The 23137-nt window shown below is 72.4% G+C and carries 22 protein-coding genes; 11 read left to right on the top strand and 11 right to left on the bottom strand.

Going from position 1 to position 23137, the window contains the following annotated elements; all coding sequences use genetic code 11:
• Positions 1-216: 216 nt before the first annotated feature.
• The 3 genes from ispF to ACZ6Y7_RS03255 all read right to left on the bottom strand — a co-directional run bounded on the left by ispF (position 217) and on the right by ACZ6Y7_RS03255 (position 2260).
• Positions 217-717 (bottom strand): 2-C-methyl-D-erythritol 2,4-cyclodiphosphate synthase, encoded by a 501-nt coding sequence (ispF, locus tag ACZ6Y7_RS03265; protein ID WP_465756140.1) that lies wholly within the window; start codon positions 715-717, stop codon positions 217-219.
• Complete coding sequence (ispD, locus tag ACZ6Y7_RS03260; protein ID WP_465756139.1) at positions 707-1432, bottom strand: 2-C-methyl-D-erythritol 4-phosphate cytidylyltransferase; 726 nt, start codon at positions 1430-1432, stop codon at positions 707-709. Before ispD ends, ispF begins: the two co-directional genes overlap by 11 nt.
• A 345-nt stretch (positions 1433-1777) precedes the next feature.
• Positions 1778-2260: a CarD family transcriptional regulator gene (locus ACZ6Y7_RS03255; RefSeq protein ID WP_014136563.1), complete on the bottom strand. Its 483-nt coding sequence runs from the start codon at positions 2258-2260 to the stop codon at positions 1778-1780.
• Positions 2261-2689: 429 nt separating this feature from the next.
• Here ACZ6Y7_RS03255 and ACZ6Y7_RS03250 point away from each other — a divergent pair, with 429 nt between their 5' ends.
• On the top strand, positions 2690-3373 hold the full coding sequence (locus tag ACZ6Y7_RS03250) for a DUF461 domain-containing protein (RefSeq protein ID WP_465756138.1): 684 nt from the start codon (positions 2690-2692) through the stop codon (positions 3371-3373).
• A 115-nt stretch (positions 3374-3488) separates the two neighbouring features.
• Here ACZ6Y7_RS03250 and ACZ6Y7_RS03245 read toward each other — a convergent pair whose 3' ends face one another.
• Positions 3489-4184 carry a response regulator transcription factor gene (locus tag ACZ6Y7_RS03245; RefSeq protein WP_033347005.1) on the bottom strand — a complete coding sequence of 232 codons (696 nt, stop codon included), beginning with the start codon at positions 4182-4184 and terminating at the stop codon, positions 3489-3491.
• Positions 4185-4186: 2 nt separating this feature from the next.
• Positions 4187-5674, bottom strand: coding sequence for a sensor histidine kinase (locus tag ACZ6Y7_RS03240; protein WP_465756137.1), 1488 nt, complete (start codon positions 5672-5674; stop codon positions 4187-4189).
• A gap of 306 nt (positions 5675-5980) precedes the next feature.
• On the opposite strand from ACZ6Y7_RS03240, the gene phoU reads away from it, so the two are divergent.
• A complete protein-coding gene (gene phoU, locus ACZ6Y7_RS03235; protein WP_465756136.1) occupies positions 5981-6661 on the top strand; it encodes a phosphate signaling complex protein PhoU in 681 nt (226 codons plus the stop codon).
• A gap of 178 nt (positions 6662-6839) precedes the next feature.
• Positions 6840-7019: a hypothetical protein gene (locus ACZ6Y7_RS03230; RefSeq protein WP_350627523.1), complete on the top strand. Its 180-nt coding sequence runs from the start codon at positions 6840-6842 to the stop codon at positions 7017-7019.
• A 119-nt stretch (positions 7020-7138) separates the two neighbouring features.
• Here the strand turns inward: ACZ6Y7_RS03230 and ACZ6Y7_RS03225 are convergent, their stop codons facing one another.
• From ACZ6Y7_RS03225 to ACZ6Y7_RS03215, 3 genes are all read right to left on the bottom strand, one after another.
• Positions 7139-7729, bottom strand: coding sequence for a lytic polysaccharide monooxygenase auxiliary activity family 9 protein (locus tag ACZ6Y7_RS03225; RefSeq protein ID WP_465756135.1), 591 nt, complete (start codon positions 7727-7729; stop codon positions 7139-7141).
• 1181 nt (positions 7730-8910) lie between these two features.
• Entirely contained in the window at positions 8911-9720 is an 810-nt protein-coding gene (locus tag ACZ6Y7_RS03220) for a protein phosphatase 2C domain-containing protein (RefSeq protein ID WP_465756134.1), read from the bottom strand.
• A gap of 3 nt (positions 9721-9723) precedes the next feature.
• The gene (locus ACZ6Y7_RS03215) at positions 9724-10575 is read right to left on the bottom strand and encodes an RNA polymerase sigma factor sigma-70 region 4 domain-containing protein (RefSeq protein WP_465756133.1); all 852 of its coding nucleotides are present in this window, start codon (positions 10573-10575) and stop codon (positions 9724-9726) included.
• Positions 10576-10793: 218 nt separating this feature from the next.
• Here ACZ6Y7_RS03215 and ACZ6Y7_RS03210 point away from each other — a divergent pair, with 218 nt between their 5' ends.
• The 5 genes from ACZ6Y7_RS03210 (at position 10794) to ACZ6Y7_RS03190 (ending at position 16859) form a co-directional block, all read left to right on the top strand.
• Complete coding sequence (locus tag ACZ6Y7_RS03210; RefSeq protein WP_465756132.1) at positions 10794-11219, top strand: hypothetical protein; 426 nt, start codon at positions 10794-10796, stop codon at positions 11217-11219.
• A 554-nt stretch (positions 11220-11773) separates the two neighbouring features.
• A complete protein-coding gene (locus ACZ6Y7_RS03205; RefSeq protein ID WP_465756131.1) occupies positions 11774-12463 on the top strand; it encodes a hypothetical protein in 690 nt (229 codons plus the stop codon).
• Complete coding sequence (locus ACZ6Y7_RS03200; protein ID WP_465756130.1) at positions 12463-13773, top strand: DUF3987 domain-containing protein; 1311 nt, start codon at positions 12463-12465, stop codon at positions 13771-13773. The genes ACZ6Y7_RS03205 and ACZ6Y7_RS03200 overlap by 1 nt, the downstream gene beginning before the upstream one ends.
• 1176 nt (positions 13774-14949) lie before the next feature.
• Positions 14950-15180 carry a helix-turn-helix domain-containing protein gene (locus ACZ6Y7_RS03195; RefSeq protein ID WP_465756129.1) on the top strand — a complete coding sequence of 77 codons (231 nt, stop codon included), beginning with the start codon at positions 14950-14952 and terminating at the stop codon, positions 15178-15180.
• Positions 15181-15620: 440 nt separating this feature from the next.
• The gene (locus tag ACZ6Y7_RS03190) at positions 15621-16859 is read left to right on the top strand and encodes a tyrosine-type recombinase/integrase (protein WP_465756128.1); all 1239 of its coding nucleotides are present in this window, start codon (positions 15621-15623) and stop codon (positions 16857-16859) included.
• A gap of 81 nt (positions 16860-16940) precedes the next feature.
• On the opposite strand, the gene ACZ6Y7_RS03185 is transcribed toward ACZ6Y7_RS03190, so the two are convergent.
• Positions 16941-17699, bottom strand: coding sequence for a phosphoglyceromutase (locus ACZ6Y7_RS03185; protein WP_402221807.1), 759 nt, complete (start codon positions 17697-17699; stop codon positions 16941-16943).
• A gap of 87 nt (positions 17700-17786) precedes the next feature.
• On the opposite strand from ACZ6Y7_RS03185, the gene ACZ6Y7_RS03180 reads away from it, so the two are divergent.
• Positions 17787-19145: an MDR family MFS transporter gene (locus tag ACZ6Y7_RS03180; RefSeq protein ID WP_465756127.1), complete on the top strand. Its 1359-nt coding sequence runs from the start codon at positions 17787-17789 to the stop codon at positions 19143-19145.
• 28 nt (positions 19146-19173) lie between these two features.
• Here ACZ6Y7_RS03180 and ACZ6Y7_RS03175 read toward each other — a convergent pair whose 3' ends face one another.
• Together ACZ6Y7_RS03175 and mshA are read right to left on the bottom strand one after the other, a co-directional pair.
• On the bottom strand, positions 19174-19704 hold the full coding sequence (locus tag ACZ6Y7_RS03175; protein WP_465756126.1) for a type III secretion system chaperone family protein: 531 nt from the start codon (positions 19702-19704) through the stop codon (positions 19174-19176).
• A 90-nt stretch (positions 19705-19794) separates the two neighbouring features.
• A complete protein-coding gene (gene mshA, locus ACZ6Y7_RS03170; protein ID WP_465756463.1) occupies positions 19795-21165 on the bottom strand; it encodes a D-inositol-3-phosphate glycosyltransferase in 1371 nt (456 codons plus the stop codon).
• Between the two features lie 216 nt (positions 21166-21381).
• On the opposite strand from mshA, the gene ACZ6Y7_RS03165 reads away from it, so the two are divergent.
• Together ACZ6Y7_RS03165 and ACZ6Y7_RS03160 are read left to right on the top strand one after the other, a co-directional pair.
• A complete protein-coding gene (locus tag ACZ6Y7_RS03165) occupies positions 21382-22215 on the top strand; it encodes a methyltransferase domain-containing protein (protein WP_465756125.1) in 834 nt (277 codons plus the stop codon).
• 102 nt (positions 22216-22317) lie between these two features.
• Positions 22318-23070, top strand: coding sequence for a DUF6215 domain-containing protein (locus tag ACZ6Y7_RS03160; RefSeq protein ID WP_465756124.1), 753 nt, complete (start codon positions 22318-22320; stop codon positions 23068-23070).
• The last annotated feature ends 67 nt before the right edge of the window (positions 23071-23137 follow it).

The raw sequence follows: 23137 nt of genomic DNA, 5'->3' as shown, positions 1-23137 counted from the left end.
GGCGAACCTCTTCTCATCGGCGACGGTTGCGACCCGAGGGGAAGCCCCGCACGGGCCCGGAGCCGACAGTATCGACTCGGGCCCCGGCACGCCTCGGTGAACACCCGTCAGGCGCGCATTTCTTCCCGACCCGCGCGTCGTTCCCCCCGGCCCGCACTCCCCACCGGCTCTCCGCACCGGCTCTCCAGCCGGCTCGCCGGACCGGGCCGCCGGCCGTCAACGCCGTTCGTACACCAGGGCGGTGGCGATCGCGGCCAGCCCCTCGGCCCGGCCGGTCAGGCCCAGCCCGTCGGTGGTGGTGCCGGACACGGACACCGGGGCGCCCGCCGCCTCCGAGAGCGCGGCCTGCGCCTCGGCCCGCCGCTTGCCGATCTTCGGACGGACGCCGATCACCTGGACCGCGACGTTGCCGATCTCGAAGCCCTCCTCGCGGACCAGCCGGGCCGCCTCGCCGAGCAGCTTCACCCCGGAGGCGCCGGCCCACTCCGGCCGGTCGGTGCCGAAGTGCGCGCCCAGGTCGCCGATCCCGGCGGCCGAGAACAGCGCGTCGCAGGCGGCGTGCGCGGCCACGTCGGCGTCCGAGTGCCCGGAGAGCCCGACCCCGGCGTCCGGCCACTCCAGTCCGGCCACCCAGAGGGGCCGGCCCTCCTCGAAGGCGTGCACGTCGGTGCCGATCCCGACGCGGGGGATCACGGGGAGCTGCGGGTCAGTAGGCATCGGAGGCCCTCCGGCGGGCGAGTACGGCCTCGGCGAGCACGAGGTCCAGCGGACGGGTGACCTTGAACGCCTCCTCGTGGCCGGGCACCACGACCACCTGGCCGCCGTAGCGCTCGACCAGTCCGGCGTCATCGGTGACGGGCGGCGCGTCGGCGGTGCCCGCGCTCTCCTCGGCCAGCGCCTCGGCGTGCACCCCGACCAGGGTGGCGCGGTCGAAGCCCTGCGGGGTCTGCACCGCGCGCAGGGTGGACCGCTCGGGCGTGTCGAGCACCGGCTCGGGGTGCCCCGGGTTCGGCTCGACCCGCTTCACGGTGTCGGCCAGCGGCACGGCGGGCACCACGGCCCGCGCTCCGGCCCGGACGGCGGCCGCGACGGCGTCCACCACCTCGACCGGCACGAGCGGGCGGGCCGCGTCGTGCACCAGGACGATCTCGACGTCCTCCGGGATCGCGGCCAGACCCAGCCGCACCGACTCCTGGCGGGTCGCGCCGCCGGCCACCACGCGGATGTCCTTGCCGTCCAGCCCGTGGCTGTCCAGCAGGGCGACCACCTCGGCCACCCCGTCCGCGGGTGCGGCGACCACGACCAGGCCGACCGCCCGGCTGCGGGCGAGCGCCCGGACGGCGTGCACCAGGAGGGGCACACCGCCCAGCTCGCGCAGGGCCTTCGGGGCCCCGGGCCCCAGCCGCTCACCGCGTCCGGCGGCGGGCACCACTGCTGCTGCGACTGCTGCTGACGCGTTCAGGTTTCACTCCTTCGGCGAAGTGGGTATGGCCATGGCGTGCCCGGCGGGCGCACCGGTCCCCTTCCGAAGAACCCCGGTCCGCCGTCCGCCGCACAGCTCCGCAGAACCCGCACAAACCGCAGGATCCGCACCGAGCGGTGCAGAAACGGTCTTGCGCGCGCGGCCCGGCTCGGGCGGGAGGCGTCGTCCGGACACGCCTCAGCGCCCGGAGTGCCACTGCACCACTCCCGGACGGTTCGTCCGAGGAGCGGCGCGTCGGCACCGGGCGCTGTGAGCGTTGGGCGGCAGCCCGACTGCACTGCGGTGGCGCGTGCGCTACGAGGCGAGGACCTCGTCGAGCAGCGTCTCCGCCTTGTCCTCGTTGGTGTTCTCCGCCAGCGCGAGTTCGCTGACGAGGATCTGGCGCGCCTTCGCGAGCATCCGCTTCTCGCCGGCCGAGAGGCCGCGCTCGCGCTCGCGACGCCAGAGGTCGCGCACAACCTCGGCGACCTTGATAACGTCACCCGAGGCGAGCTTCTCCAGGTTTGCCTTGTAGCGACGGGACCAGTTGGTCGGCTCTTCCGTGTACGGCGCGCGCAGCACCTCGAAGACCCGGTCCAGACCCTCCTGGCCGACTACATCGCGCACGCCGACGAACTCCGCGTTCTCGGCGGGCACGCGGAGCGTCAGGTCTCCCTGCTGCACCTTGAGCACCAGGTAGGTCTTGTCCACACCTTTGATCTGGCGAGTTTCGATGGCCTCGATCAGCGCGGCCCCGTGATGGGGGTAGACCACCGTGTCGCCAACCTTGAACGTCATGTGACAGGACCCCTTCCGTGGCTTTCCAGAATAACACGCTTCTCGGCGCACCCGAAGGGCGTTTTCGCAGGTCAGGGCCGGTCTCGGGGCTTGACAACCACCCCCATCACGTGCTGCGACCGGTGTTCGAGAGGGGCTTCCCGCAGGTCGGAGGCGGTTCCAGGGTTCGGCGAAACCCTTGCGCAACACCCCCGCAACCATGATTGGATCTTGAGCTTTCACCCCTCTTCCGGTCGTGACCGAATCGTTATTCGATCTTGGTCGAAGCTTGTCCATGCCGTGACCGGGACATGTCGGATGTACCGCCGGACGGCCCCCGGCCGCCCCCGGGAGTGCGACACGGGGACCACCCCGTGAGGAGCGCATAAGTGAGGTCGATAATCTGAGACCTGACCTACCGACACGTGACCTCTAGGAGAAGCCGCCGCCGTGAGCCGCAGCCTTCGACGCGGCAGCATCGCCGCCATCGCCGCCATCGCCATCGCCTCGCTGTCCTCCTGCGCCGCCGGCAACACGCCGGACACCCTGCAGATCAAGCCGGACAACGCGGCGGCAACCCTCGGGACGAACCTCCGACTGAACAACATCGTGGTCGTCACCGGGGAGGGCACCTCGGGCGACTACACCGGCGCCGCCACCGTGGTCGTCAACATCGCGAACACCGCGACCACCCCGGCCGAGCTGCAGTCCATCACCGTCGGCTCCTCCGCGGCCACCTTCGCGGACGCCGCGGGTGCCCCGCTGACCGGCATCGTCATCCCGGCCGGCGGCTCGGTCGCGATCGGCGGCCAGGGCAACCCGAGCGCCACCGTCGCCTCCGCCTCGGTCCACGTCGGCGGCTTCGCCCCCACCACCTTCACCTTCAAGGACGGCCAGAAGGTCGATGCCCAAGCCGGCGTCAGCCCGGACGGCAAGGGCCTCTACAAGGGCTACGGCCCGACCCCTTCGGCGGCCGCCACGCCCGCCAAGAGCTCCTCCCCCACCGCGGGCGCCCCGAGCGCCGGTGCCACCACCCCCGGTGCCACCGCCACCCCGGGTGCGACCCCCGGCGCCACCGGCACCGCCGTCCCGGCCGGCGCCGCCACCACCCCGGCGGTCCCGGCCGCGCACTGACGCCGTGCACCGCCTCCGGCGGGCCCTCCCGGGCCCGCCGGGAGCAACGCGAAGGCCCCCTCCGGCTGCTGCCGGCGGGGGCCTTCCGCGTGCCTGACCGCGAGGTGGGTACGGCTTACGGCTCGAACTTGTAGCCCAGGCCGCGGACGGTGACCAGGTAGCGCGGCGCGCCCGGGTCCGGCTCGATCTTGGCCCGCAGGCGCTTCACGTGGACGTCCAGGGTCTTGGTGTCGCCGACGTAGTCCGCGCCCCAGACCCGGTCGATCAGCTGCATGCGGGTGAGCACCCGGCCCGCGTTGCGCAGCAGCATCTCCAGCAGGTCGAACTCCTTGAGCGGCAGCTCGACCTTGGCGCCGTCCACGGTCACCACGTGCCGGTCGACGTCCATCCGGACCGGGCCCGCCTCCAGGGCACCGGGGCCGCCGCCGTTCTCGCCCGCGCCGCCGTCCTCGCCGCGGCGGCGCAGCACCGCGCGGATCCGGGCGACCAGCTCCCGGGTGGAGTACGGCTTGGTCACGTAGTCGTCAGCGCCTATCTCCAGCCCGACGACCTTGTCGATCTCGCTGTCCTTGGCGGTCACCATGATCACGGGGACGTTGGAGCGCACCCGGAGCTGGCGGCAGACCTCGGTGCCGGGCAGGCCCGGGAGCATCAGGTCGAGCAGGACGAGGTCGGCGCCGTTGCGTTCGAACTGCTCCAGGGCGTCGGGGCCGGTGGCGGCGACGGCCACCTCGAAGCCCTCCTTGCGGAGCATGTACGAGAGGGCGTCGCTGAACGACTCCTCGTCCTCGACCACCAGTACTCGGGTCACGATCAGGCCTCCGGGGCAAGCTGGGGGGTTGTGTCTGACAGGTGTTGTTCCCGCTCCCCGGCGGGGAGCGAACGGGCGGTGCGGTCCTGGCGATCCGTTCCGTCCGTCGTGAGGGGTCCGGGTGCCGCGGTGGGCGCGGCGGGGTCGGGCGCGTGGTCCGGTCCGTCGCCGGGGCCGTCGCCGGAGGCGGAGGCGGGAGCGGTGCCGGGGCCGCGGTCGGCCGCGTCGGGCTTCTCGGGCTCGTCGTCCGGCTCGTCGTCCGGCTCGTCGTCGACGGGCGCCTGACCGGCGGGCAGGCGGATGGTGAAGGTCGAGCCCTGGCCCTCGACGCTCCACACCGAGACCGTGCCGCCGTGCGAGGCGGCGACGTGCTTGACGATGGAGAGGCCGAGGCCGGTGCCGCCGGTCTGCCGGGAGCGGGCCGGGTCGACGCGGTAGAAGCGTTCGAAGACCCGCTCGCGGTCCTTCTCGGAGATGCCGATGCCCTGGTCGGTGACCGAGATCTCGATCAGCTCGCCGTCCGCCTCGCCGAGCGCCGCGGCGCTGGAGATCCGGCGGGTGGCGATCGCCACCCGGGTGCGGGGCGGACTGTAGTTGACCGCGTTCTCTACCAGGTTGCCCAGCGCGGCGGCCAGCTGGCCGCGGTTGCCGTGCAGGTAGAGGCCGGCGATGCCGCCCGCCGCGATGAGGATCTGCTTGGCCGCGGCCTGCTGGCGGCAGCGGTCGATCGCCTCGGCGATCAGCTCGTCCACCGCCACCGGCTCCGGGTCGATCATCAGCCGGTCGTCCTGGACCCGGGAGAGGTCGATGATCTCCTGGACCAGGCTGGCCAGCCGGGCGGCCTCGACCTGCATCCGCCCGGCGAAGCGCTGCACGGCCTCCGGGTCGTCGGAGGCGTCGACGACGGCTTCGGAGAGCAGGGACAGGGCGCCGACCGGGGTCTTGAGCTCATGGCTGACGTTGGCCACGAAGTCCCTGCGGACGGCCTCCACCCGGCGCCGCTCGGTCTGGTCCTCGACCAGCACCAGCACCAGCCGGGAGCCCAGCGGGGCGACCCGCACGGAGACCGCGAGCGGCTCGACCGCGCGGGCCGTGCCCGGACGCGGCACCTCGAGCTCGACCTGGCGGATCTCGCCGTCCCGGCGGGTGGCGCGGGCCAGCGCCAGCATCTGGTCGACGGCGACCGCGCCGCCGCGTACCAGGCCCATCGCGTACGCCGCCGAGCTGGCCTTGACCACCTCGTCGCCCTCGCCCAGCACGATCGCGCAGGAGCGCAGCACCGAGAGCACGGTGTCGACCCCCGGGGGCAGGGGCGGTTCGGGGTTGCCGGTGCCCAGTCCCTGGTACCGGCTGTGGTTCCTGCCGCTGGTGCCGCTGTACTTGCCCCTGGCCTGCTCGCGCTCGCTCCAGCGGAAGGCGATGGAGGCGGTGAGGCCGACGCCGAGCCCGGCTATGGCGCAGGCAGCGGCGGCGGCCACGTTCACGTCCATGTGGCCAGCGTAAGCGTACGGCCAGGCCACTCCCCAAGGCCTGGATCAAGGCATCGATCACACGTTGCCGAGAATTCACCTTCATGTAGCTGCCGATTCACCGCACTGGCCGTGCACCGTCGCCCTGGCGGCGGAAAGTGGGCCGAGCAGCCCGTGTGGGAGAGACCGGTGTGCCGTTCGGCGGCCACCGGCTCGGGTGTGCGCGTACGATGCGCGCCACCAGCAGCGGTCACCCGGACGCCGGAACGGCGGTCGTACGGAATGACCGGTCGGCACCGCCACCGACACAGCTACTGAGGAGAGAACATGCGCGACGCGTACCACGAGGAACTCGATGCGATCGGCGACAGCCTGATCGAGATGGCCCGGCTGGTCGGATCGGCCATGGGCCGGGCCACCACCGCCCTCCTCGACGCGGACCTGGCCCTGGCGGAGAGCGTGATCTCCGCCGACGAGAAGGTCAACGAGCTGCACCACGACCTCGAGAACCGGGCCATCGACCTCCTCGCCCGCCAACAGCCGGTCGCCACCGACCTGCGCATCGTCGTCACCTCGCTGCGGATGAGCGCCGACCTGGAGCGCTGCGGCGACCTCGCCCGGCACGTCGCCAAGGTCGCCAGAATGCGGTACCCCGACTCGGCCGTGCCGCGCGACCTGCACTCGACCGTCCTGGAGATGGGCCAGCTCGCCCAGCGCCTGGTGGCCAAGGCCGGCCTGGTCATCGCCACCAAGGACGTCGACAAGGCGCTGGAGATGGAGCAGGACGACGACGCCATCGACACCCTGCACCGCGAACTGCTGTCGCACCTGATCGACGAGCGCTGGCACCACGGCATCGAGACCGCCGTCGACATCACCCTGGTCGGCCGCTACTACGAGCGCTTCGCCGACCACGCGGTGTCGGTCGCCAAGCGCGTCGTCTACCTGGTGACCGGCGAGCACGCGGGCGAGTTCGTGGCCGCCACCGAGCCCGGTACCTCGGACTGAACTCCGCTCCCGGAGCCGCTCACCCCGAGGGGTGAGTAAACCTGTCGCGAGGGTGGTGCGGGCGCACGGCTCCCCGGACGCCCCACCACTGCGCGCCTGTTGACGCTCCCTCCGTTCGGCGGTTTCACTCGAAGCATCGGGCGCCGGAGTGTGCCCGCTTCACGGAGGGAACAGCTCGATGAAGGCCAACCCGACCCGCCCGGCCCCCGCCCGCGAGACCGTCGAGCCGCCCGCCCCGAAGCTGCTGCCCGTCCTCGCCGCCGGCTGCGGCTGCGGTCCGGGCTGCGGTTGCGGCTGCCAGTCCGGTGCGCCCTGCCAGTGCGGCGGTGCGGACGGCGGCTGCTGCGGCGGCCACTGAAGGCCTCGCGTGAGGGCCTCGCACGAAGGCCTCGCACGAAGGCCTCGGGTGCACGACCGCCGTGGGAGACGGCCGTGCACCCGGCGGACAGCCGCCGCAAGGCCGGCTGACGTCAGACGTCAGAACCTGACGTCGGTGCAGGAGTAGAAGGCGTTCCCGGTGTCGGCGATCTCCCAGACCGCGACGACCACGTGGTGGCCGGTGCGCCCGCCCGGGAGGGTCGCGGTGTGGCTGAGCGTGCTCGGCACCTGCTTCCCGCCGTACGGGACGGTCAGGAAGGGCGTCAGCTCCAGACTGGCCCGGGTGATCGGCCGGCTCGCGTCGTAGCCCGGCTTGGTCAGGTAGTACGTGAAGTTCGTGGTCGCGTGCCGCGCGGTGAACTTCCAGGTGAAGGTGAGCTGTTGGCCCGCCGACACCTGCTTGGCCGGCCAGGCGCCGCCGTGCGGGTCGTCCAGCTCGGCGAAGCGCGCGTTGCCGCCGGCGCAGATGGTGCCGTCGGCGGGGCCGGCGGACGGGAAGCCCTTCGGGCCCTCGACGCTCTGCGGCTCCCACTGGATCTCGCCGCAGTCCCAGGCGACCGCGTCCGCGGCGCAGAGCGCGGCCCGGCTGGGCGGCGTCGAGATGTACCCGTGGGACGACGCCGGGAAGGCGAGGGTGAGCGGTACCGCCAGCGCGGCGACCACCGCCCCGACGATGTGACGTGTGCGCATGGTGCTCCTCCGTGGGGGTGGATGGAGAGTGCGCCGGGGCGCAGACGCGCGCACGTGGGGGTGCGGCCGGACGGGGGAGATCCTTGGCATGCCTGCGCCGACCCGGTGCCCTCACGGTAGGAGCCGCCACCCCGCCCGTCAATGGTCTGAACCACTTTCGGTCTTGGGCCAACTCATCCGCCCCACAAGGCGGTTGAGGAACGAAAAAGCCCCGCCACCCGGCGAACCGGATGACGGGGCCTCCGCGCGGCCGGGCCTGCCGCCCGCCCTTCGGGCCTACTTCTTACCCTGGGTCTGGCCTGTCGGTTTTTCGGTCCTGATCAACGGCCTCTGACCTGGGGCCGAGCCGTCGCCAGTTGTCATCGTTGGCTGCCCTTGATCGACGCCGGACGGCCCACAGACGGCCCGAAGAGTGCACTCCCGGGTCGCGCTTCAGCACGGGTCCCCAACACCCGGGAGGTTACCCTCCGAACACGTCACCTCACTTAAAGTTATTCAGGGCTTCAAACGCCTTAACGCCCTTTCCTAGCCGGTATGCTGATTGATGTTCAGCTCCAACGGTCTCGCGCGCCTCGGCGAGCGGCCGAGGGCCTCGCGATTGCGGGGCAATTCAACCCGAGGAGCTGGGCAAACATGGGAAAGCGGCGGCCACCTGCCAAGACGCAGGAGAGTCGGCCCTCTTGGGGGCAGATCCTCATTGCAGCGCTTACGGCGGTGACAGCTATCGCGAGCTGCGTAGAGCAGCTGGTGCGCTGAACTAGCGCTCCCCCATGGTCGAGAGCAGAACCGGACGGGCGTCAGGGCTAGCGCGAGCAAGCCCGGCCGTTGCCTAGTCGGCCGGACTCACTCGATCTCTCTACACAGGAGCCCGGGTCTGGTTGCAGCCAGGTCCGGGCGTTCTGTTGTAGAAGCTAGTGAAGCAATCGTTCGTTGCTTCCAGACTTCAAACCAACTTGCTTAGTTGTCAGCTGACAAGATCTTGTTGTCAGCGAGCAGCAACAAGAGAACTGTATCAACTAAGCCACATGAAACGTGCTCTCTTAGTTCCTCGTAGTTGCTCGCAGTTCCTCGCAGTTCCTCGCGGTTCCTTGTTGCTTCTGGTTGATACCAACATCATCTTCTCGAAGGATCACCGTTCGGAGAACCTCCTTACAGCACGCACGAGGACCAGCCAGGTTGGCTTACGGCAGCTGACAGAACGCCACAGCAGCGTCGTCACTGACCTTGTATCGCCGCCATCGCAGCCCATCAGGGTCACTGGCCTCAGCCTTTCGTACAGCCGAGATCAGCCCGTCCGCGCCAGCTTCCCGGAGCGTCGCGAAGGCGTCCGCCCACGATGCAGCGCGGTACTCGGTGACGAGTCGCGAGGCCCCATCGGACAGGACCGCCGCCGCCCGAACGCCGGCCAGCGGCACCGTGCCCGTCAACGCGTGGCGTGCCGCCTCTCCGCTGGAGGTAGCCACCCAGTAGCCGTCCACAGTGTTCCGGGTGAGCCTCTGGGCCTCGACCATCCTGCGAACGGCCTCTGCGTGCTCCGGCGTGCCCGTGGCGAACCGTTCAGTCTCGGCGCGGAGTTCGGGCACCACGGTGTCCACCCGGAGGTCGGTGACCACCTGGTAGTCGTCGGCCCGCTCGAAGACGATGGGCGAGTCCGCGAGAACGAGGTAGTCGAACTGGTCGGCACCGGCCCGCAGGATCGAGACCGTCGCCGACGGCGTGCCGGGGTTGCCGAGATCGCACCCAGGGTGGAGCGCGGCGACCTGGTCGAGGGCCTGTTCCAGCCCGTCGGCCAGCGGCCGGCCGGGCTCCGCCAGTGCGGCCACCAGGTGGCCGCCCAACTGGGCGACGTACCACGGGACGCCGTGCCGACAGCCGGTGTCCAGCCCGGCCGTGCTCAGGCCGTCCAGGACGACGGCGAGCGTGGGCGTGGCCGCCACCCAGTCTTCGTTCGGGTTTGCGCCGCCCGGAGCGGTGGCGATGGAGACGCGCATCTCTCAGCCCTCGTGTCGGTAGATCGGAGTGACCCTGCTGCTCTCCAGAACTTCCAGAGTCTCCGGGTCGTAACGGCAAGAGATGAGCGTGGAGAAACGCTTCGCCCGAACCTCGCGGTAGAGCTCCGCCAGGTGGTTCTCCAGGTAGTGGACGACGCCGTTCGCGCCGATCGCGTGGATGCCCGCGACGTAGAGGAACGTCCCCTTGCCGTCGAGGCGGGGAAGCCGAGCGAGGTATCCGACGTCCCCGGCCGTGCCGTCCACGTCGAGCGGGGAGCGGTACTCGGTCTCGGTGCGCAGGTCGACCAAGTGCCAGGCCTCGTCCTTGCGGAACCGGAGGTTGTCGTCGCCTTCGAGCACCTGGGCCACGATCGGGGACAGCCGCGGACCGCAGATGACGACCAGGTGCTCGCGGTTGAGGTTCACGATGCCGGACGGCGGGATGACCTCGTAGGCGGAGTCGAGCTTGAGACCGGTGAACAGCTTCCGCAGGTGCTCGTAGTTGTTCAGGTCTTCCCTGGTCACGACCTGGCTTGGGTTCTCATCCAGGGACTTCCCCGCCTCATACTTGCCGCCGACCGCCACGGTCATCGGGCCCAGGCCGAAGAACGCCCGCTCCGGCGCGGGGCCGGCCGACGCGAGCTGACCGACGCGTCCACGGCTTACGCCGAGCAGAGCAGCGATCTCGGTCTGCGACATGCCCGACGCCGACGCCTCTTCGATGGCTTCCCGGCGAACGCGGGACAGCTCGACCACCCGGTTCTGGTAGTCGGCCATCAGGGCAATCGCCGCCTTGGCCCGTTCGATCGGGACGGCCACGTTGGCCACCCGCTCAAGCTCCTCGTGCATCGTCATCCCTTCACCGCTTAGGGGGGCGAAGCAAGCCTACCGCTAGAGGGGCTTGACGCACAGATGCCATCTGCCTACCTTGGGTATCGCAAGAGAGCGAAAGCCCCCCTAAGCAGCACTGGGGATGGGCTTCGCGCTTCTCTGACCTGCCCAAACGCACCGAAGCGGCGCCCCAACCGCCAAGTCAGTACGCCGCTTCGTGCCCCGGTGAAGGGAGTTCCATCATGCACGCTTCGATCACCACTCAGCCGCCCCTGACCGCCGAAGCGGTCGAGGAGAACGTGTCGCTGTTCGGCGAGACCGAGCCGGGCCAGGACGAGGCCCGCCTGTCGGTGCGGGTGTCTGTGTCGCTGCGATTCTTCGACCTGGTGGGCCTGCTGGCCTTCCACCCGGGGCTGGTGGTCACCGCCTCGGACCTCCAGTGGTCCGAGGCGGTGGCGGACGCCCTGCGGTACGCGATCGTGAACTCCGATGTCTCCCAGATCGAGGAGTACTCGGAGCTGGCCCGCGCCGCGCTGTCGCACCCGCGCCGGTCGTTCCACGCGTACACCAAGCTCGTCGCCGAGGCCGTGACCCGCGAGTTCGGCTTCACCGCCCCGCAGCCGCCCGCCGCCTCGGCGGTGAACACCCTCCGGCTCGTCGCCGCCTGACGCCTGTCCGGGTGGGCGCTCACCGACGCTCACGGGCGCTCACGACCCGCTCACCCGGCCGTCCGGCCGACCCGGTTTCAACCCCGGTCGGCCGACTTTCAGGGGCCCGCGCGAAGCGGTGAACACCCGACCGCTCACCGCCGCTCACGGAACCGTTCCCGGCGTTCCCGCTGACCGTTCCCACGCTCACGGGAAGCGTTCCCGCCCCGTTCCCCCAAGCATCGGTCGCCCCCTGACCAGCAGTCACGGCCCGACCGCCACCCGACTCGCTCACCGCGTTCCCGGCGACCGTTCCCGCGTTCCCGGAGACGCTCCCTCGCCTTGCAGGAGTAGCTGTGACCAGCCAGAACGGGGCCGACTCCCACCCCCAGGAACCTCCACCACCCGGACCTGAAACCCCGGCCCGTGCCGCTGAAACCGGCGCCGCTGTGAGCGGTGAACGCCCCTCTGTGAGCGCCGTTCAGTGGGGTGTTCACCGCCCCGTTCACCGCGCCGCTGAAACGGCCGACCGCGTGGTTGAAGCGGCACCCGGCGGACCTGAAACGGAGCCGCCCGTGAGCGGTGAACGCGACGCCGTGAGCGCCGGTGAGCGCCCGGTGAACACCCCCAGCGCCGGTGCCGCTGAAACGCCCGCCGGTGTCCTTGAAGCGGACCCGGACGTGGTTGAAGCGCCGGTGCTGCCCGACCCGATCGCGCTCCCCGCGCCACTCCGGCACGCGCACCGAGCCACCGCCCGGTGGGCCGCCGACCGGTTCGTGAGCGTGCTCCGCCGGATCACCCCGGCCGTGGTGCTCGACCGGTGGGGACAGCCGGTCGGCATCCCCGACTACGGCTCCCCCGCCTTCGCCGCCTTGGCCCCGGGTGACCCGCGCCGTGAGGCCGCTCTCATCACCGCCGCCGAAGCCTGGCGCCAGCAGGCCGAGACCGCACCGGAGTTCATCCACGCCAGCCTGCGCACCGCCGCCGCGATCGGCGAGCAGGCCCGCGCGGAGTGGGTGGCCCAGGACGAGGCCTCCTGGAAGGAGCTGGTACGCACGGTGCGAGCCTGGTCCAACGACCCGAGCGCGCTGGAGCTTGCCGAGCGCCGCACCCGCGCCGCCGAAGCCGCCCACCGCCCCGTGGCGGCCTCTTCCAGCTGGCCGCCGGTCGCCGTCCCCGGCCGCCCCGGCTGGCACCGCCACCGCCACCCGACCGGGCGCCAGGTTGACCTGCCCGACACCCAGCCCCTTGCGGAGAGCGCCTGATGCCCGTCGAACTCCACCTGGCCACCGCCCCCGACGGCCGACCACAGGCCGCCAACCCGATGTACGACCCGGCACCCGGGATCGACCGCCCCTCGCGGCCGGGCCCGGTCCCGGACCCGGAGGTGTTCTGCGGCTGGGTCGGGGACACCGTCCGCGACCTGGACCCGACCACCGAGGCCGACCCGGTCGGCGTGCTGGTGAACCTGCTGTCGGCCGGCGGGGCCGCGATCGGCCCGGGGCCGTTCATGTGGATCGGCAACGACCGCCACCCCGCCCTGATCTGGGCGCTCACGGTCGGGGCCACAGCCGCGGGCCGCAAAGGCGCGGGCACCAACACCGCCAAGCGGCTGTTCAAGGCGGCCGTGCCGGACTTCATCGCCTGCAACACCCGCTCCGGCCTCTCCTCCGGCGAAGGCCTGATCGAGATGGTCCGCGACGGGGACGGCGACAAGGACCCCGGCGTAACCGACAAGCGGCTGTGGGTGGTCGAGTCGGAGTACGGCGTCACCATGGCCCGGGGACGGCGCGAAGGCTCCTCGCTCAGCGGCATCCTGCGCCAGGCCTGGAACGGCGAAGACCTGGGCGTCATGAACCGGGACGCCCTGCACGCCACCGCCCCGCACATCGCCGTCATCGGCCACATCTCCCCCCGTGAGCTGCGGGCCAAGATGCAGGACGCCGAAATGGCCGGCGGCACCTACAACCGCTTCCTGCCGGTCTTCGTCCACCGCAACCTCCTCGACCCCGACGGCCAGGGCGCCCCCGACGGGCTGATCGACAACCTCGCGTCGGCGTGGAAGACCGTGCTCACCGACGCCCGCCGGGTCGGCGAAGTCCAGCTCACGACCGAGGCCGCCCAGCTGTGGCGGGAGGAGGTCTACCCGGCCCTGTGCGGGGACGAGGGCGAGGAAGGCCCGATCGCCGAGTTCACCGCCCGCGCCGCCCCCTACGCCAAGCGCGCCGCCATGGTCTACGCCCTCCTCGACCACAAGGACCACATCGGCGAAGCCCACCTCCGCGCCGCCTGGGCCCTGGTCCGGTACGCCCGCGCCAGCGCCGCCCACATCCTCGGCCCCACCGCCGCCGCCAGTACCGGCGACCCGCACCTGGACAAGCTCATCCAGGCCGTGAAGAACGCCGGGGCGGGCGGGATGACCCAGTCCCAGGTGCAGGTACTGCTGAAACGGCTTAACGCCACCCAGCGCGCCGACGTCACCGCCCGCCTGGTGCAGCTGCCCGGCTTCGCCGCCGCCCAGCTCGCCACCGGCGGACGCCAGCAGACCACCTACCTCTACGCCCCGCCCGACTGAGGAGCGGTCCGAAAAGGCCGAAAAGGCCGGAAAGCCATCTGACCTGCGAAAACAGCCGCTGGAAAGTGGTCCGGAATGGTCCGGAAAGTGGTCCGTGATCCCCCGGCCCCGAACCTCCCGGACCCTTTCCGGACCATTCCGGACCACTTTCCGCCACACAAAACCCCAGCTCAGACCCCTTTACGGCCTTTCCGGCCTTTCCGGACCACCCCCGGACCCGAACGGAGACCACCCATGACCCGCCCGACCGCCACCCGCACCGTCCGACCGGCCACCCGTGCGGACGCCCCACCGGCCGCCACAACGCCCCGGGCCCGCTCCCCACCAAGCCGCCCGACAGCAGTCGCGGCCCGGGGGCGCATGCCGGCCGGGAACAGGCCCGGCGTCCACCATCGGAACGCCCCCTCTCCCCTCCCCCTCCCAGACCACCCCCGCCCCGGCGTTGTTGTCGCAGGCCAGAGCAACAACAACAACGCCAACAACGCCGCCGAGTGGGGGCGCCGGAGAGGGGCTCGCCCCACACCAGAACCCGCCAGCCGAACGGCCCGCGCGTCAACCTCCGCAACGGTCCGTCACCTCCCCCCACCCACCCCCCACCCGGAGAAAGCCCTCCCCCACCCGCCCAGGGGCCCGAGAGGACGTTCTCCGGCCGGGTGGGGGGTGGGTGGGAGGTCACCCTCCGTCACAAGAGGGCCGAACCTCGACCGTCAGGCCCCAGGTGTCAGAAACCGTCTGACGCCTCTGACGGCCAGATCCCTAGGACAACGCGCACGCGCGCGCGAGGAACCCCCGTCTGACACCCCGCTCTGACGGCTCTGACACCCCCTTCTGATGCTCCTGACACCCCGCCCGAAAGCCGCTCTGACGGTCCTAACACCCGCCGGACCACGCCGATCGGCCCGCCGAATGGCTTTCTGACACCTCTGACACCCGCCCTGACACCCCTGACGCCATCACCCACCGCAACCACCCTGCCCCACACAGGACCACACGCGAAGGGCCACACAGGCCCACACGCCGACGTGTGCCCCACACGCGGCGCGCACCCCGCTGACCTGCCCGTGTGACCTGTGTGGGGCACACGCCAAGCCCCACTCCAAGCCCGAAATCCCGACCCCAGGGACACACGCGACGCCCGCTGTGTGCCCCACACAACCAGCCGCCCAGGAGATCACCTTGGCCAACCGCCGCGCCCCGGCCGACCCGCGACCCACCGTGGTCGCCCTTCCCGCCAGGTTCCTCACCCCCGAGGACGTCGCCGCCATGTTCGGCGTCCCCCTGGAGACCGTCTACCAGTGGCGCCGCAAGCGCACCGGCCCGCCCGCCTTCCGCGCCGGCCGACACCTCCGCTACCACCCCGACGCCGTCGCCCAATGGGTCACCGACCAGACCCAGCAGGCCGCCTGACACAGCCGAGCACGGGCCCTCGCCAGGGGCTGGCAGGCGGCCCCGCCCGGACGGTCCCCGCCCGCCCGTCCTGGCGGGTCCGAAGCCCACCTCCAACAGCCGCCCCACCGTGGCCCCGGGGCCCTCCCCCGAGAGCGCTCGCAGCACCGCCCGGGCGGCCGTCCCGAAGGCCACCGACACCCCTCTCCCCCAACCCCTCCCAGCACCCCCTCTCGGACAGCGGTAGGGCGGTAGGAACCGCAGGTCAGAGCGTGCCTACCGCCCGCCCTACCGACTCCCTACCTACCGCCCTACCCCGTCGGCCGGCACCAGGGAGTCGCCAGGGAGGCAGGGAGGCACTCCCGAAATGCCCGCTGACGGCCCCGAAGCGCCCTCACAGGCTCCCAGCGGCCTCCCTCCCTGCCCCACCACACCAACACCTCGCCCCAAGGAGCGGCCCCATGGCCGGACACATCCAAGACCGCTGGTACAAGACCGAGAACGGCCCGGACGGCAAGCCGCGGCGCGTCCGCACCGACCGCTACGGCACCGGCAAGCGGTACCGGGCCCGCTACGTGGCCCCGGACGGCACCGAGAAGAGCAAGAGCTTCCCCGACCGGCAGAAGCGGCAGGCGGAGGAGTGGCTGGCCCGGATCGAGGCCGACATGTCGCGCGGCCAGTACCTCGACCCGGCCACGGCGAAGACCACCTTCCAGGAGTTCGCCGAGCACTGGCTGAGGAGCCAGACCAGCGACCCCAACACCCAGGCCTCGATGCAGTCGCAGCTCCGACGACACGCCTTCCCCCGGATCGGCGTCCGGCCGCTCACGTCGTTCCAGCCGAGCCACATCCGGGAGTTCGTGGCCGAGCTGGAGACCTCCGGGATGTCGGGGTCGTACGCCCGGGTCATCTTCTCCAACGTGCGGGCCGTGCTGAGCGCGGCCGTGGACGACGGCATCCTGCTCCGGAACCCGTGCGCCGCGCAGACCGTGCGCCCGCCGGTCGTCGGGTCCCGGCGGGTCGTGCCGTGGGAGCCGGAGCGGGTGTTCGCTGTCCGGGAGGCCATGACCGAGCGGTACCGGGCGACGGTGGACGTCGGCGCCGGCTGCGGGCTGCGGCAGGGCGAGATTCTGGGCCTGGCCGTGGACGCGCTCGACTTCGACGCCAGCACGATGCACGTCACGCAGCAGCTCAAGCTGAGCCGGAGCAAGCCGGTGTTCGCGCCGCCAAAGGGCGGGACGCTCCGGAGCGTACCGCTCCCCCGGCCGGTGGCCGACGCGCTCAAGGCCCACATGGAGCGGTTCCCGCCGGTGGAGATCACGCTGCCGTGGATGAAGGTGGGCGGCCCGCCGGTCACGAAGCGTCTGCTCTTCACCAGCCAGTCCGACTCGATCGTCTGGCGCGGCATGCTCAACGAGGACTACTGGAAGCCCGCACTCGCCGCCGCCGGGGTCATCCCGAAGCCGGGCAAGGGCGAGTCCTACGCGTCCGCCCGGGAGCACGGCATGCACGCGCTCCGGCACTTCTTCGCGTCGGTCCTGCTGGACGCCGGGGAGAGCATCAAGGCCGTCAGCGAGTACCTGGCCCACGCCGATCCGGGGCTGACGCTGCGGGTGTACGCGCACCTGATGCCGGACAGCCGGCACCGGGCGCGGAAGGCGATCGAAGGGGTCTTCGCGCCCCAAGATCACGAAGGCTGACGGCCCACAGACGGCCCGGGAATGACGACGGCCCCTGATCTGCGCCATACGCACAGGTCAGGGGCCGTATCGCCAGGCTGGTTACTTCTTGCCCTGGTTCTTGACCGCCTCGATGGCCGCGGCGGCGGCTTCCGGGTCGAGGTAGCGGCCGCCGGGGGTGACGGGCTTGAAGTCGGCGTCCAGCTCGTAGACCAGCGGGATGCCGGTCGGGATGTTCAGGCCGGCGATGGCCTCGTCGGAGATGCCGTCGAGGTGCTTGACCAGCGCGCGCAGGCTGTTGCCGTGGGCGGTGACCAGGACCGTCCGGCCGGCGGCGAGGTCCGGGACGATGGCGTCGTACCAGTACGGGAGCATCCGGTCGACGACGTCCTTCAGGCACTCGGTGCGCGGACGCAGCTCGCTCGGGATCTCGGCGTAGCGGGCGTCACCGGCCTGCGAGTACTCGGCGTCGTCGGCCAGCACCGGCGGCGGGGTGTCGTAGGAACGGCGCCACAGCTGGAACTGCTCCTCGCCGAACTCGGCCAGGGTCTGGGCCTTGTCCTTGCCCTGCAGCGCGCCGTAGTGCCGCTCGTTCAGGCGCCAGCTGCGGCTGACCGGGATCCAGTGGCGGTCGGCCTTGTCCAGGGCGATCTGCGAGGTGCGGATGGCGCGGCGCAGCAGCGAGGTGTGCAGCACGTCGGGCAGCAGACCCTCGGCGGCCAGGAGCTCGCCACCACGGGCGGCCTCCTTCTCACCCTTCTCGTTGAGGTCGACGTCGACCCAACCGGTGAACAGGTTCTTCTGGTTCCACTGGCTCTCGCCGTGACGGAGCAGGATGAGTCGGTACGTCGTGTCAGCCATGCGCCCCAGCTTAGTGGAGGGCCCGAAAACCCCTGGTGGGGACCTACGACCGCTGGGTAATGTGTGCTCCGCTCAGATGCTGCTTACATGCGTCGGCTGATCGGGCCTGCCCTCGCCGCTCAGCGGACGCTCGCCCCGGGGGAGTCCCACATGCCCGACGCCGTCCGCTTCCGAAGAATGCTCCAGGAGACGGCGGGCGGGCTGCCGTCCCGGTTCTGGTGGCTCTGGGTCTCGACCCTGGTCAACCGGCTCGGTGCGTTCGTGGTCACCTTCCTGGCGCTCTACCTCACCGGCGACCGGGGGTACTCGGCTTCCTACGCCGGCCTGGTCGCCTCCCTGTTCGGGCTCGGCGCGGCGATCTCGTCGATCGTCGCCGGCATCCTGACCGACCGGGTCGGCCGTCGGCCGACCCTGGTCGGCGCGCAGCTCGGCACCGCCCTGTGCACCGCGGTCCTCGGCTTCACGGACGGCCAGGTGGCGATCGCCGTGGTGGCCTTCCTGGCCGGCTTCTGCAACAACGCCACCCGGCCGCCCATCTCGGCGATCATCGCGGACATCGTCCCGCCCGCCGACCGCGTCCGTGCGTACTCGCTGAACTTCTGGGCGATCAACCTGGGCTTCGGCCTCTCCTCGGCCGTCGCAGGCCTGATCGCCACCTACGGCTACCTCACGCTCTTCCTGCTGGACGCGCTCTCCACGGCGCTCTGCGCGGTGGTGATCTTCGTCAGGATCCCGGAGACCAGGCCCGACACCACGGCGGCGCGGCCGGACGAACCGGCGGTCGGCCTCGGCGCGGTGCTCCGCGACAGCCGCTTCATGGCAGTGGTCGGGCTCACCCTGCTGCTCGCCCTGGTCATGCAGCAGGCCTCCACCACGCTCCCGGTGGCCATGGGCGAGCGGGGGATCACCTCCGCCGAGTACGGCCTGGTGATCGGCCTGAACGGGCTGCTGATCGTGCTGCTGCAGATCCCGCTCACCCGGTGGGTCGAAGGCCGCAGCCGAACGGTCATGCTGGCGGCCGCAGCGCTGCTGATCGGCTGGGGCTTCGGGCTGACGGCCCTGGCCGGGGGGTCGGCGTGGTTCTACGCCGGCTCCGTGGCGGTCTGGACGATCGGGGAGATCGGCTACACGCCGACTCTGATGGGGCTCGTCGCAGAGCTCTCCCCGACCCATGCCCGCGGCCGCTACCAGGGCCTCTACTCGCTCTCCTGGTCGCTCGCCCTGTTCCTCGGCCCGGCCGTGGGCGGTGTGGTGCTGGAGCACGCCGGCGGCGGGGTGCTATGGGGCGCGTGCGGGGTGTGCGGCACGGTCGCCGCGGTCGGGTACGCGGTGCTGGGGAAGCGGTCCGTCGCCCGGGCCGACGCCGGGGCCGGGTCCGGGTCCGGGTCCGCCATCGCGGTGCCGGCGCCCGGAACGGCAGCCGAGAAGACCCCGACCGGCGCCTGAACGGTTCGGGTCGGGGCCAGTCGGCCGGTCAGCCGGCGGCCGGTGATCCGCCGACCTCCGGGGCGGCCAGATGAGCGAAGGCGGCCAGGTTGCGGGTGGACTCCCCGCGCTTGGTCCGCCACTCCCACTCGCGCCGGATCGCCGAGGCGAAGCCCAGCTCCAGCAAGGTGTTGAACGGCGCGTCGGCGTTCTCCAGCACCGTCCCGAGCAGCCGGTCCACGACCTCCGGGGTGAGCGCCTCCAGCGGCAGCCGGCCGGCCAGGTAGACGTCGCCGAGCGCGTCGACCGCGTACGCCACGCCGTACAGCCTGGTGTTGCGCTCCAGCAGCCAGCGGTAGACGCCCTCGTGGTTCTCGTCCGGGCGGCGGATCACGAAGGCGTTCACCGACAGCGTGTGGTCCCCGACCCGCAGGGCGCAGGTGGTGCTCAGCTTCCGGGTGCCCGGGAGGGTCGCCACCAGTGTGTGCGGGTCGGCGGCGGCCGGCTCCCAGGCCACCCCGGCGTCGTCCAGGGCGGTGCGCAGGAGGGTCAGGGCCTCGTCCTTGGTGCGGATTGCCATGGGGCTGACGTTACTCGTCGGTACCGGGCGGGCGCAGCCCCTGGCGGCCGGCCGAGGCGGCCTCAGCGCAGCCGGCGCCGGGCGGTGGCCTCAGCCGAGCCGGCGCCGGGCGGTGGCCAGGCGACCGGCCGGGCGGGCCAGGCTGCCGGCGTACACCTCGGCGGTGCTCGCCGCCGAGGCGTCCCAGCCGAAGCCCGCCGCGTGCCGGGCCGCCGCCGCGCCGCGCCGGGCCACCAGCTCCGGATCGGTGACGTACGGCTCCAGCGCGTGCGACCACTCCAGCGGGTCGTGGCCGCGCACCAGGGTGCCGGTCTCGCCGTCCCGCACCGCGACCGGCAGGCCGCCGACCGCGGCCGCCACCACCGGCGTGCCGCAGGCCTGCGCCTCCAGCGCGACCAGGCCGAAGGACTCGCTGTACGAGGGCATCACCAGGGCCGTCGCCGCGCGGTACCAGTCCGCGAGCCGGTCCTGGCCGACCGGCGGGTGGAAGCGCACCACGTCGGAGATGCCGAGCTGGGCGGCGAGCTTGTGCAGGCTCTCCGGCCGGGCCAGCCCCGTCCCGGACGGGCCGCCGACCACCGGCACCACCAGGCGCTCGCGCAGCTCCGGGCGGCGGGCCAGCAGGGCGGCGACCGCCCGCAGCAGCACGTCCGGGGCCTTGAGCGGCTGGATCCGGCCGGCGAAGAGCAGCACGGCGGCGTCCTGCGGCAGGCCGAGCCGGGCCCGGGCGGCGGACGGCGCCCGCTCCGCGCCCGGGCGGAAGACGTCCAGGTTGACCCCGGGGTGGACGACGGCCAGCTGGTCCGGCCGGGCGGCGTAGTGCAGCGCCAGCTCGGCGGCCTCCTCGGTGGTGTTGGCGATCAGGCGGTCGGCCGCCTCCACCACCTGGGTCTCGCCGATCACCCGGGCCGCGGGCTCGGGCGTGTCGCCCTCGGCCAGCGCGGCGTTCTTGACCTTCGCCATGGTGTGCATGGTGTGCACCAGCGGCACCCCCCAGCGCTGCGCGGCCAGCCAGCCGACCTGCCCGGAGAGCCAGTAGTGCGAGTGCACCAGGTCGTAGTGGCCGGGCCGGTGGCCCGCCTCGGTGCGCAGCACCCCGTGGGTGAAGGCGCACAGCTGGGCCGGCAGGTCCTCCTTGACCAGTCCCTCGTACGGACCGGCGGTGACGTGCCGGACCAGCACGCCCGGGGCCAGCTCGACGGTCGGGGCGTCGTCCGAGCAGATCGCCCGGGTGAACACCTCGACCTCGATGTTGAGGTCGGCCAGGCGCTTGGCCAGCTCGACGATGTAGACGTTCATCCCGCCGGCGTCCCCGGTGCCGGGCTGGTGCAGCGGCGAGGTGTGCACGCTCAGCATGGCTATCCGGCGCGGGCGGCGACGGCCCGGGACGAGCGACTGGAGTCGCCCGCGCGCGGGTACGGCGGGCTGGGCACGGCGTACCGAACGGACGGGGTGCTGGATCACCTGGCTGAAGCCTCCTCTGTGCGGCCCGTCGAGGCGGTCCGCGTCGGGCCGCCCGTTGTCCGGTGTGCGCTGCCCCGTCCGGGCACACATCACCACCAGTGTGCCAACCACACGAACGGCGTCCGGCATTCCCCGCCCGGCCCACGAGCCGCAGCGACCACCATCGCCCCAGGTCACAACGGTGCCGCCGACTCCCCGACTACCCTTCTGGACATGACCGCCTCCTTCGACCCCGGCTCCGCCGCGCCCTCCCGTGGCCGGAGCGGGCGCCCGGTGGGGACCGTCACCCGGGGCACCACCAACACGAACCGGCTGCGCCGGATGGACCGCTGGATCGCCCACACCCTCGGCCGGGCGCTGCGGGCGGCCGGGCGGCCGCCGGTGGCGGTCGACCTCGGCTACGGCGCCGCGCCCTGGACGGCCGTCGAGCTCGCGGCGCGGCTGCGCGCGGTGCGGCCGGACGTCCGGGTGGTCGGGATCGAGATCGAGCCGGAGCGGGTCGCGGCCGCGCTGCCGTACGCCGAGCCGCCGCTGCTCACCTTCCGGCGCGGCGGCTTCGAGGTGCCGCTGGACGGCGGCGCGCCCGCCCAGCTGATCCGGGCGGCGAACGTGCTGCGCCAGTACGACGAGGCGGCGGTGGCCGGGGTCTGGGAGCGGCTGTGCGCGCGGCTCGCCCCCGACGGGCTGCTGGTCGAGGGCACCTGCGACGAGATCGGGCGGCGGCACGTCTGGGTCGCGCTCGGCCCGGAGGGCCCCCGGACGGTGACCTTCGCGGCCCGGCTCGGCGGCCTGGTGCAGCCCTCCGACCTCGCCGAGCGGCTGCCCAAGGCGCTGATCCACCACAACGTGCCGGGCCGGCCGGTGCACGCGTTCCTGACCGACTTCGACCGGGCCTGGGCGGCGGCCGCTCCGTACGGGGCGTTCGGCGCGCGGCAGCGCTGGGTGGCCGCCTGCACGGCGCTGGCCGGCAGCTGGCCGCTGGTGGACGCGCGCGGGCGGTGGCGGCAGGGCGAGGTCACGGTGCCCTGGTCGGCGCTCGCGCCGTAGGGCCCTCGGCGGCGGCTGCCGGAACGCGGCGTCGTAAGATCACCTCCGCTTACGGGGTGCTCGAACGGTCGGGGACCGGCGGGACGGGGGGACGGTCCGGGGATGGAGACGAGCGCGGGGGCGGCGGCGGAGACCGCCGAGGGGACGGTCGCGGAGACCGGCGCGGGGGCGGTCGCGGAGACCGGCGAGGGGGCGGTTTCGGAGACCAGCGAGGGGGCGGGCGAGAGCACGCCCGCGGAGACCGGCGGGCTGAACACCAAGGTGCTCGCCGCGGCGACGGCCATGCTGGTGCTGGCCGGCGGCCTCGTGGTCGGGATGGCCCTCGTCAAGCCCGAGCGGACGAACGCCGTCTGCTCGCCGGCCGGGACGGACGACCCCAAGGACTACGCGGCGTTCTGCGCCGCGCTCAACCGGCCCGACCTGCCGGCGCTGCTCGGCACGCCGGACGACCGGGTCTCGACGGCCGGACGGGGCCTGTACAGGTTCAAGGACGACACGCGGCTCATGGCGGAGGTCCGGCTCGACGACACCGTCGTGACCCTTTCGGAGAGCGACCACTCGGCCTGGTCGATGCGCGACGGAACGTGGCCCGGCGCCACCCCGGTCACCGTCCTCGGCCACCCCGCGGCGACCGTCTCGGGGCGGACGATCACGCTGTTCGGCACGCACCGGAGCAGCGAAGACAGCCCCAGGACGCGGAACCTCGTCATCGCGAAGAACGCCAAGGACCCGGGCGGGCGGGCGTTCGAGATCACGGTGTTCCGTCCGGACGGCGGGCAGGTCGACGACGCGGTCGTCCAGCGGGTCGCCGAGGCCGTACTGCCGAACCTCCCGGGTTGGGTCGCGGCCACGTAGCAGCCGACGTCGTCCGGCCGGGCGGGCGGGCGGGGCGGGCGGGAGCTGGTGAGCGATCCGATGCATT

Source organism: Kitasatospora sp. NPDC053308, from assembly GCF_055585785.1.
Note: the sequence above shows the minus strand (reverse complement) of the source record. Positions and strands in the feature narration are given on the sequence as shown.